Source organism: Rhabdaerophilum sp. (genome assembly GCF_046092605.1).
In the GTDB taxonomy this organism is placed as follows: Bacteria; Pseudomonadota; Alphaproteobacteria; order Rhizobiales; family Beijerinckiaceae; genus Rhabdaerophilum.
Genome location: NZ_JBJTDY010000168.1, coordinates 20,347 through 29,456 on the forward strand (window position 1 = coordinate 20,347; position 9,110 = coordinate 29,456).

Sequence of the window (9,110 nt, forward strand, 5' to 3'; positions counted from 1 at the left end):
TAGGGCGGCGAGACCAGGGATTGATGGCCGGGACGCGGGGATGCAGCCGGCCAAGCGAAACAGAAGGGAGGGTGCCGTGACAGCCCATTCGATGACCTTGAAAATGGACGACAAGGTATTGGACCTCCCGGTGCGAGCCGGCACGATCGGTCCGGCCGTGGTGGATATCGGCAAGCTCTATGCGAGTACCGGCATGTTCACCTACGATCCGGGCTTCACCTCCACGGCGGCCTGCGAATCCAAGATCACCTATATCGACGGCGACGAGGGTGTGCTGCTCTATCGCGGCTACCCGATCGAGCAGCTTGCCGAGCATGGCGACTTCCTCGAGACCTGCTACCTGCTGCTTTACGGGGAACTCCCCACCATCGCTCAGAAGAACGACTTCGTGAACCGCGTCACGCGCCACACCATGGTGCACGAGCAGATGGCCCGCTTCTTCCAGGGCTTCCGCCGCGACGCGCACCCGATGGCCGTGATGGTCGCCTCTGTCGGCGCGATGTCGGCATTCTATCACGACTCGACCGACATCTCGGACCCGTATCAGCGCATGGTCGCGTCCATCCGCATGATCGCGAAGATGCCGACGCTGGCGGCGATGGCCTACAAGTACTCCATCGGCCAGCCCTTCGTGTATCCGCAGAACAGCCTCGACTACACCTCGAACTTCCTGCGCATGTGCTTCTCGGTGCCGTGCGAGGAATACAAGGTGAACCCGGTGCTGAGCCGCGCGCTGGACCGCATCTTCATTCTGCACGCTGACCACGAGCAGAACGCCTCGACCTCGACCGTTCGTCTCGCCGGTTCCTCGGGCGCGAATCCCTTCGCCTGCATCGCGGCGGGCGTGGCCTGCCTCTGGGGCCCGGCCCATGGCGGCGCGAACGAAGCGGCCCTGCAGATGCTGCAGGAAATCGGCCATGTCGACAACATTCCGAAATACATCGCCAAGGCGAAGGACAAGAACGATCCGTTCCGCCTGATGGGCTTCGGCCACAGAGTTTACAAGAACTACGATCCGCGCGCGAAGATCATGCAGAAGACCTGCCATGAGGTTCTCGCCGAACTCGGAATCAAGGATGACCCGCTGCTCGACGTGGCGGTGGAACTCGAGCGCATCGCGCTGTCGGACAGCTACTTCATCGAGAAGAAGCTCTACCCGAACATCGATTTCTATTCGGGTATCACGCTGAAGGCGATGGGCTTCCCCACCGACATGTTCACGGTGCTCTTCGCGCTTGCGCGGACCGTGGGCTGGATCGCCCAGTGGAAGGAAATGATCGAGGATCCCTCGCAGCGCATCGGCCGCCCGCGTCAGATCTATACGGGCGAACCCCAGCGCGATTACACGCCGGTGGCCCAGCGGCGCTGATCCGGTTTACCCGGTCTTGAAGGACAGAGGGCACTGAAAGGTGCCCTTTTTCATTCCGGCAGTCGTTTCGATGGCACCCAGCAATAGCCATCGGGATCAAGGATGAAGCATTCCCGCAGTCCATGGGGGCGATCCAGCGTTTCCCGGAGGATCATGTCGCCGCGTGATTTAGCTCGCGCTTCGGCATCGTCCGGGTCGCTCTCGAAGAGCCGCAATTCGATCCCCGCTCCGCGCGCGCCGGCCTCCGGCAGCAGCGAAGGCAAGGGATGCTCGGCGTAGACGGCGTCCTCATGGATCTGGATCAGGATGGAGCCGAGGCGAAAGAGCCCGTAGCCATCTCCGAGGCGGATCTGCGTGAAACCGAAGACCTCCGTCAGGAACGCTGCGGTCCGCTTTCCGTCCCGGACCAGCAGGTTGATGCCGAAAGGCGTCAGTGTCCGCCCGATTTCGGGGCCAGATGCCCGAGCCAGCTTGTGGTCGTCCATCACTCCACCGTGACACTTTTCGCCAAATTTCGCGGCTGGTCCACGTCTTTCCCCATCACCACCGCCGTGTGATAGGCGATGAGCTGCGCGGGGATGGCATAGACGAAGGCCGAGAAGTCTGGCGCCATCTCCGGCATGGCGATTTCGGCCAGCGTATCGACCGCCACTTCGCGCCCCACGCCCTCCGGCCCGATCAGCACGATCGCGCCGCCACGCGCGGCGACTTCCTGCACGTTCGAGACGGTCTTCTCGAACCAGGGATCGCGCGGGGCCATGACGATGACCGGCATGGTCTCGTCGATGAGCGCAATGGGCCCATGCTTCAATTCACCCGCCGCATAACCCTCCGCGTGGATGTAACTGATTTCCTTCAATTTCAGCGCCCCTTCCATCGCCAGCGGGAAGGAGGTTCCGCGGCCGAGATAGAGCACATCCGTCGCCTTCGAGAGTTCGCGCGCCAGCGCCTCGATCGGCGCCTCGTGCTTCAGCGCTTCGGCCACAAGACCGGGAATAGCGATGAGTTGCGTCACGAGCTCCTTCTCGCGGCTCCCGCTCAGAACGCCGCGTGCGCGGCCCGCGGCGATGGCGAGGCAGGCGAGCACGGTCAGTTGGCAGGTGAAGGCCTTGGTGGAGGCGACGCCGATTTCCGGCCCCGCGAGCGTGCCCGCGACCACATGGCTCTCGCGCGCGATGGTGCTCGTCGGCACATTCACCACCGAGAGAATATGCTGCTTCTGCTCCTTGCCATAGCGCAGGGCGGCGAGCGTATCCGCCGTCTCGCCCGATTGGGAGATCACGAGCATCACGTCGCCGGGCGTCATCGGCGCCTCGCGGTAGCGGAATTCCGAGGCGATATCGATCTCGACCGGCAGGCGCGCCAGGCGCTCGAACCAGTATTTGCCGATCTGCCCCGCGAGATAGGCCGTGCCGCAGGCGGAAATCGAGAGCCGGCCCACCTTCGCCCAGTCGAAGGGCAGGCTGAACGGCAGGCGGACCTCGCCGGTGCCCATGTCGATGTAATGCGCCAGCGTGCGGCCGATCACTTCCGGCTGCTCGTGGATTTCCTTCGCCATGAAGTGGCGATGGTTGCCCTTATCCACCAGGAAAGCACCGGCCTGCGTTTTCTGCGCCTTGCGCTTCACCGGCTGGTTCTTCTCGTTGAAATAGCGGGCGGAGGCGCGGTTCAGCACCACCCAGTCGCCATCTTCCAGGTAGGTGATGGTATCCGTGAAGGGCGCGAGTGCCAGCGCATCCGAGCCGAGATACATCTCGCCATCGCCATGGCCTACGGCCAGAGGCGCGCCGCGTCGCGCGCCGATGAGCAGGTTGTCCTCGCCCCTGAACACGAAACCGAGCGCGAAGGCGCCATGCAGGCGCGGCAGGGCGGCGGCGACCGCCTCCTCCGCACTCATCTGCTTGTCCATCAGCGCGGTAACGAGATGCGCCACCACTTCCGTGTCGGTCTCGGAGGCGAAAATGCGGCCCTCGGCCTGCAATTCCTCGCGCAATTCGCGGAAATTCTCGATGATGCCGTTATGAACGACCGCAAGCCGCTCGGTGGCATGGGGGTGCGCGTTGTTCTCGGTCGGCTTGCCATGCGTGGCCCAGCGCGTATGCCCGATGCCGGCGCGGCCGGAAAGCGGCGCCTCGCGGAATTTCGCCTCGAGGTTCTTCAGCTTGCCCTCCGCGCGGACGCGGGTGATCTCCCCGCCTTCGAGCACCGCGACACCGGCGGAGTCATAGCCGCGATATTCCAGCCGCTTCAGGCCCTCGACGAGGTCGAACGCGATCACTTCCTTGCCGAGAATGCCGACGATGCCGCACATGAGCCCTCCGATTCCCTTGGTATTCCGGCGCGAGAGACGAGTGCCAGAACCTTCGCATGCGCACAAATCACGTTGCGAAACGATTTGTGACGCCAGGAAGAGGCCGGTTTTTCAGCGGGATGGTTTTTGCCTTACCTGATTCTCCGGGCGCGCACGGAACTGGTCGGCCCAGCCTTCCTTCGTCACCTGCTGCCCGCGGGCCACCGCCAGCGCATTGGGCGGCACGTCCTTCGTGACAACGGAACCCGAGCCGACGAAAGCGCCCGCCCCGATGGTGACCGGGGCGACAAGCGAGGAATTCGAGCCGATGAACGCGCCCGCCCCGATCTTCGTGCGGAACTTGTGGAAGCCATCGTAATTGCAGGTGATCGTGCCCGCGCCGATATTCGCCGCCGCGCCGATGGTGGCATCCCCGAGATAGGTCAGGTGGCTCACCTTCGCGCCCGCGCCGAGATCGGCGTTCTTCACCTCGACGAAATTCCCCACCTTCGCACCCTTGCCCAGCGAGGCACCGGTGCGGAGCCGCGCGAAGGGGCCAACCGTGGCGCCTGCAGCCACCGTCGCGCCTTCGAGATGCGAGAAGGAATGGATCACCGCATTCTCGGCGATGCTGACGCCAGGGCCGAAGACGCAATTCGGTTCGATCAGCACATCGCGGCCAATCACCGTATCGGTGGCGAAGAACACGGTTTCGGGCGCGATCAGCGTCACGCCGTTGCGCATGTGCCGCTCCCGCAGGCGGTTCTGCAGCACGGCCTCGCAGGCGGCGAGCTGCACGCGATCATTCACGCCAAGCGCCTCTTCCTCCGCCACCTCGATGACCCGCGCCGAAAACCCGCGCGCGCGGGCGAGGCCAACGCAATCCGTGAGGTAGAATTCGTTCTGCGCATTCCTGTTCTGCACGGATTTGAGGAGATCCAGCGCGAGTTCGCCGCGCAGGGCCATCAGCCCGCCATTGCAGAGCGTGATGGCCCGCTCCTTCTCGCTCGCATCCCTGTGCTCGCGAATGTCGACGAGATCGGTGCCATCGAGGATGAGCCGGCCATAGCCCTTGGGGTCCTTCGCCTGAAAGCCCGTCACCGCTATGGCCGTCTTGCCCTGCTGCACGGCTTCCGCCAGCGCGCGGATCGTCTCGGGCCGCACGAGCGGGGTATCGCCGAACAGAACCACAATCGCCTTGTGGCCCGAAGCGATCGCGCGCTCCGCCTGCAGCACCGCATGGGCCGTGCCGCGCCGCTCGCGCTGCTCCACCACCTCGGCTTCGGGCATGAGGCGGGTGACTTCCTTCGCGACATCCGGCCGGTCCGGCCCGATCACCACCACCGCGCGGCCGATGCCCGCGGCTTCGGCGCTCTTCAGCGCGTGGCCCACTAGGCTGAGCCCTGCCACCTCATGCAGCACCTTGGGGCGGGCGGACTTCATCCGCGTCCCCTCGCCGGCCGCGAGAATGACGGCGAGGCAGGAAGCGGCTTCGTTCGGGGTGGACATGGCGGATTTCTCCCGAGGGCGGACAGGCAGAGGCGCGGTGCAATCGTGGATGCGCCTACACGAAGTGTTTCGACTTGTCTCCTGCGCATCGCGCGGGCTAGCCCGCCCTTTTCACATGGGCGCCCCCGGCCAGCGCGCGATGAAGCTTAACCCGGAGGCCCGTGGCCCGGTCCGCCATGCCTTTTTCTTTTCCCGTCCGGCCTTTCCCGGCTGACGCCTCTTTTCACGGCAAGCCGGTTGACCCGTCCTCTCGAACCGCCTATCTCGCCCCCACCAGTTGGTGAGAGCTCGTAGCTCAGTCGGTAGAGCACGTGACTTTTAATCGGGGTGGCGCTTTGGGTTTTCCAATGCGCGCATAGAGGGTTAGGATTTCTGCCGGCTTTTAAGGACGGCAGGAAAGACGGTGAGAGCTCGTAGCTCAGTCGGTAGAGCACGTGACTTTTAATCATGGGGTCAAGGGTTCGAATCCCTTCGAGCTCACCACTTCCTCCCCTGAAATCAATGCCTTAGCCATCCACGATCCGGCTTGCCTTACCGTCTTTCCACCGGCTTAGTTCTACGGCGGGGCGCTTCACCTCGCTTCAATGCTGTGCATTATGACAAGCGAGGAGCACGATGATTCGAGAGAGCAATGTCATCCAACTATTCGGGCAGACGATAGAGCTCCCGCTTGCGGACAATACTTCCGAGGCGCTGGTCATCTATCGAGCCGCGAACGAGCGCTTTCGGCAGATTGCGTGGCCATCCCCCTATGGCACGACCGAGCACCGGCTTTGGCGCGGTGATGCACGCGACATGTCTGCGATCCCAGATGAGAGCGTGCACCTCGTCGTCACCTCGCCCCCCTACTGGACGCTGAAGGAGTATCTCCCCGGCGAGGGGCAACTCGGCGCTGTGCAGGACTACGAGGCTTTCCTCGACGAGCTCGACAAGGTTTGGGCAGAGTGCGAGCGCGTTCTTGTGCCCGGTGGCCGCATCTGCTGCGTCGTTGGAGACGTGTGCCTCCCACGCAAGCTTTTGGGCCGTCACCTTGTCATGCCGCTGCACGCGGATATTCAGGTGCGCGCCCGCGCTTTGGGCCTCGACGTCTTGACGCCCATCCTCTGGCACAAGATCGCCAATGGCGTGACCGAGGCGGAAGGCAACGGCGCGGGCTTCTATGGCAAGCCCTACCAGCCGGGCGCGGTCGTGAAGAACGACATCGAATACGTGCTGTTCATGCGCAAGGGCGGCGAGTATCGGAAAGTCGGGCCGCTCAAGAAGGCCCTCTCCATGCTGACCAAGCAGGAGATGCAATCGTGGTGGCGATCCATCTGGACCGATATCCGAGGTGCCTCCACCCGCTCCGGGCATCCCGCCCCATACCCACCTGCACTGGCCGAGCGGCTCATTCGCATGTTCTCTTTCGCGGGAGACACCGTCCTCGATCCGTTCGGGGGAACAGGCAGCACCGCCGTTGGAGCAATCGCGGCAGGTCGCCACTCCATCTCCCTCGACATTGAACAGACCTACGTTGACATGGCCGAGCGCAACATTCGCGCCGCTGCCGAAAAGAAGCGGTTGGTCGGTGCGACGCAGGCTGACGTGGTGGTCGTCAAGTCGCGTCCCCGGAAACGCCGCAAGGAGAGCGCTTGACCTACCGGCTCCTCGACAAATTCCAATCGCTCTTTGTCGATGGACCATACAAGCATCGCGTCTCGACCAATGGCGACGCGGTTGCCGTCTGCTTCTACGAAGACCTCTACACGTTGGCCCGCTCAAAGGCTCTCGTCTCGCGCGTCGGCTCCGGCCTCTCGGTGTTGAATGCCCAGAACAAGCGGCAAGGCATCGTCGCGCGGCGGGGTGATGGCAGCTTCGGTGAGATCGTCCCAAATGTGAAAGCCCTGCCAGAGAAGGGCTTTCAGGTGTTGCGCGGCCCCATCGCAACAATCGAAGTCGGCATCGAGGTCAAGATACTTGCCAAGGCGATGATAAAGCAGATCGACCGGGTTATCAGCGACCTCACTGGGCAGGTGACGCACTTCAAATCCCGTGGTGGCAAGCCAATCACAATCGGGATCGTTGGGATCAACTATGCGCCGCAATACCTGTCCTTCGAGGGCGAGCGCGAGTTTCCGACGGACGGCAAGAAATACAAGCATCCGGCCCAAGAAGCGGCTGATGCTGAGCGGCGGCTGTTGCAGCGGGCCGCGCCCGCCTTCGATGAGTTTGTCGTCCTGCGCTTCATGGCGAGCAATCAGGCCAACCCGGCCTACGACTTCGCTTGGCTGAACCCGGCGCAGACGGCCAATGACTACGGAGCGGTGCTCGCGCGGGTGAGCCAAGCATACGAGGCGCAGCACCGCTGACCGTCTTTGCTGCCGTCTTTTCGCATGCCCAAGGGGCGGAAGCCCCACAATTCCCGATGAAATCCGGCTCCCCCGCCAAGACGATCACTCTTGGTGTTGCAAATTCGCCACGCGCACGAGATTCACGCGCCTGTGCTGATGTTGGTGATGTGAACGCCCCTGGCACCTGTGCTTGTCTCTGGGTGTCTGACGAGGATGCTTTGGCTCGCAAGAGCCTGTTGGGCTGCTTCAATAGAAAGCAGATGGTTGGCGAGCATTGCCAGCTACACCCGCCAAGCAGGTGATGAGGCCTGCAACAGACGGCAATCGACACTCAACCCGGTGTCGGCCGTCTGCTGCCCGCACAACCTCGGACAGTCCACGGTCGGCACCTTCAACCGAAGGAACCATGACCATGAAGACGAACGGCAAGACGTTCACGACGGCCGAGATCAACGCTCGCGTCGCGACATTGGAAGCACTCAGTGACGCCAACACCGCAGCTATCAGCGCCGGGCTGGCCAAGCCGGACAGCGGCGCGCTCTGGAACGAGAGTGGGGCACTCTGGTACGAACGCGATAGGCTCGGACTGGCAGAACTCGCCGAGCGGCTGAAGGCCATTGAGGCGTTCTGCTACTGGGCTGACGGAATGGGCGACCCTGAGTGGCGGATGGCCTTCAAGGTCGCGCAGTCAGCCTGCCACGCACTCCTGCACGGCCATGGGAGCGAGGCAGACGATAGTTTCCAGCAGGTAGCCCGAGAAGCCGGAGACCTGTTCGAGACTTCGGACCAGGAAGGCGACATCGACTTCAGCGACGTCCCTGACGGCTCCAGTGACACAGGGCCGAGGCCGACGCTTCACTGAGCCTGACACGTCCTCCCCGCCGTCCTTGCCCAGAGGGGCGGCGGCTAACCCTCCGGCGTGGCGCGAGAAATCGCGCCCGCCTCACCGACCGACGATCAGAAGGTCAGACCAGCGCCGCGCCGATGGTGTCCAGAACCACCCAGCGCCGCCCGTTCCATTCCAACAAGGCAGACTGCCCCGCCGCGTTGAAGGTCAGCGACGTGACCGGCGCGCCGGAAGGCTTGAGCAGGCTTGCGGCGTCGAGCGTGAACGTGTCGCTGCCGCCCGTCCGTGTGACGAGCCGGATCAGCTTGCGCTGGCCTGCGAACTGTCCCGCCGTTCCGACCTGCACCGCGCGGGCGATGCCCGTGCCGTCGGTCGTGATGTCGTGCTGCGTCTGCGCCGCACCCAAGGCGAGCGGCGTGGCGCTCGTCGTTCCGGTCTGGACAACGCGCGGAGAGGTGCGCCCCGCGCCGAACTGCCGCCCCTGCGTGACGGTGCGGACCATCTGCCGCTCGAAGCTGTAGCGCGACAATCTGGGAGAGACGCGGGCGACAATCAGGATGAGACAGGTGTGTCGCGGCGATTTGGATTTTGCCGCGTTGGCTTGTGTGGAGCAAGTTCTTTCTCATACTAGCGGCCATTGGCTCTGACTCGACGGGGATTCCCAATCTGATCTCGGCGTGATTCAACGTGGCGGGGGGATGCCGCCATGCCGAAAGTCGTCGCGATCAATTTGAGCCACACGGCAGAGGAGCTTCGCCGCCTTGC

Annotated in this window: 8 protein-coding genes and 2 tRNA genes; 6 read left to right on the forward strand and 4 right to left on the reverse strand. The window is 63.7% G+C overall.

Annotation, left to right across the window (positions count from 1 at the left end):
• Window positions 1-91: 91 nt before the first annotated feature.
• Window positions 92-1,369, forward strand: coding sequence for a citrate synthase (gene gltA, locus ACKODO_RS13005; RefSeq protein ID WP_408983869.1), 1,278 nt, complete (start codon window positions 92-94; stop codon window positions 1,367-1,369).
• 50 nt (window positions 1,370-1,419) lie between these two features.
• Here gltA and ACKODO_RS13010 read toward each other — a convergent pair whose 3' ends face one another.
• From ACKODO_RS13010 to glmU, 3 genes are all read right to left on the reverse strand, one after another.
• Window positions 1,420-1,854 carry a VOC family protein gene (locus tag ACKODO_RS13010; RefSeq protein WP_408983862.1) on the reverse strand — a complete coding sequence of 145 codons (435 nt, stop codon included), beginning with the start codon at window positions 1,852-1,854 and terminating at the stop codon, window positions 1,420-1,422.
• Window positions 1,854-3,680: a glutamine--fructose-6-phosphate transaminase (isomerizing) gene (gene glmS, locus ACKODO_RS13015; RefSeq protein WP_408983863.1), complete on the reverse strand. Its 1,827-nt coding sequence runs from the start codon at window positions 3,678-3,680 to the stop codon at window positions 1,854-1,856. The genes ACKODO_RS13010 and glmS overlap by 1 nt, the downstream gene beginning before the upstream one ends.
• 111 nt (window positions 3,681-3,791) lie before the next feature.
• Complete coding sequence (gene glmU / locus ACKODO_RS13020; protein ID WP_408983864.1) at window positions 3,792-5,168, reverse strand: bifunctional UDP-N-acetylglucosamine diphosphorylase/glucosamine-1-phosphate N-acetyltransferase GlmU; 1,377 nt, start codon at window positions 5,166-5,168, stop codon at window positions 3,792-3,794.
• Between the two features lie 283 nt (window positions 5,169-5,451).
• On the opposite strand from glmU, the gene ACKODO_RS13025 reads away from it, so the two are divergent.
• The 5 genes from ACKODO_RS13025 to ACKODO_RS13045 all read left to right on the forward strand — a co-directional run bounded on the left by ACKODO_RS13025 (window position 5,452) and on the right by ACKODO_RS13045 (window position 8,360).
• Window positions 5,452-5,552 (forward strand) — tRNA-Lys (locus tag ACKODO_RS13025).
• Between the two features lie 23 nt (window positions 5,553-5,575).
• Window positions 5,576-5,651: transfer RNA gene (locus ACKODO_RS13030), tRNA-Lys, on the forward strand.
• A gap of 132 nt (window positions 5,652-5,783) precedes the next feature.
• Window positions 5,784-6,803 carry a DNA-methyltransferase gene (locus ACKODO_RS13035; RefSeq protein ID WP_408983865.1) on the forward strand — a complete coding sequence of 340 codons (1,020 nt, stop codon included), beginning with the start codon at window positions 5,784-5,786 and terminating at the stop codon, window positions 6,801-6,803.
• Window positions 6,800-7,516, forward strand: coding sequence for a hypothetical protein (locus ACKODO_RS13040; RefSeq protein ID WP_408983866.1), 717 nt, complete (start codon window positions 6,800-6,802; stop codon window positions 7,514-7,516). The genes ACKODO_RS13035 and ACKODO_RS13040 overlap by 4 nt, the downstream gene beginning before the upstream one ends.
• Before the next feature lie 388 nt (window positions 7,517-7,904).
• Complete coding sequence (locus tag ACKODO_RS13045; protein ID WP_408983867.1) at window positions 7,905-8,360, forward strand: hypothetical protein; 456 nt, start codon at window positions 7,905-7,907, stop codon at window positions 8,358-8,360.
• Window positions 8,361-8,463: 103 nt separating this feature from the next.
• Here ACKODO_RS13045 and ACKODO_RS13050 read toward each other — a convergent pair whose 3' ends face one another.
• Entirely contained in the window at window positions 8,464-8,847 is a 384-nt protein-coding gene (locus ACKODO_RS13050; protein ID WP_408983868.1) for a hypothetical protein, read from the reverse strand.
• Window positions 8,848-9,110: the final 263 nt, after the last annotated feature.

Coding starts and splice junctions, on each gene's coding strand:
- ACKODO_RS13050 (WP_408983868.1), bottom strand. CDS start 8,847: ATGGTCCGCACCGTCACGCAGGGGCGGCAGTTCGGCGCGGGGCGCACC.
- glmU (WP_408983864.1), bottom strand. CDS start 5,168: ATGTCCACCCCGAACGAAGCCGCTTCCTGCCTCGCCGTCATTCTCGCG.
- glmS (WP_408983863.1), bottom strand. CDS start 3,680: ATGTGCGGCATCGTCGGCATTCTCGGCAAGGAAGTGATCGCGTTCGAC.
- ACKODO_RS13035 (WP_408983865.1), top strand. CDS start 5,784: ATGATTCGAGAGAGCAATGTCATCCAACTATTCGGGCAGACGATAGAG.
- gltA (WP_408983869.1), top strand. CDS start 92: ATGACCTTGAAAATGGACGACAAGGTATTGGACCTCCCGGTGCGAGCC.
- ACKODO_RS13045 (WP_408983867.1), top strand. CDS start 7,905: ATGACCATGAAGACGAACGGCAAGACGTTCACGACGGCCGAGATCAAC.
- ACKODO_RS13010 (WP_408983862.1), bottom strand. CDS start 1,854: ATGGACGACCACAAGCTGGCTCGGGCATCTGGCCCCGAAATCGGGCGG.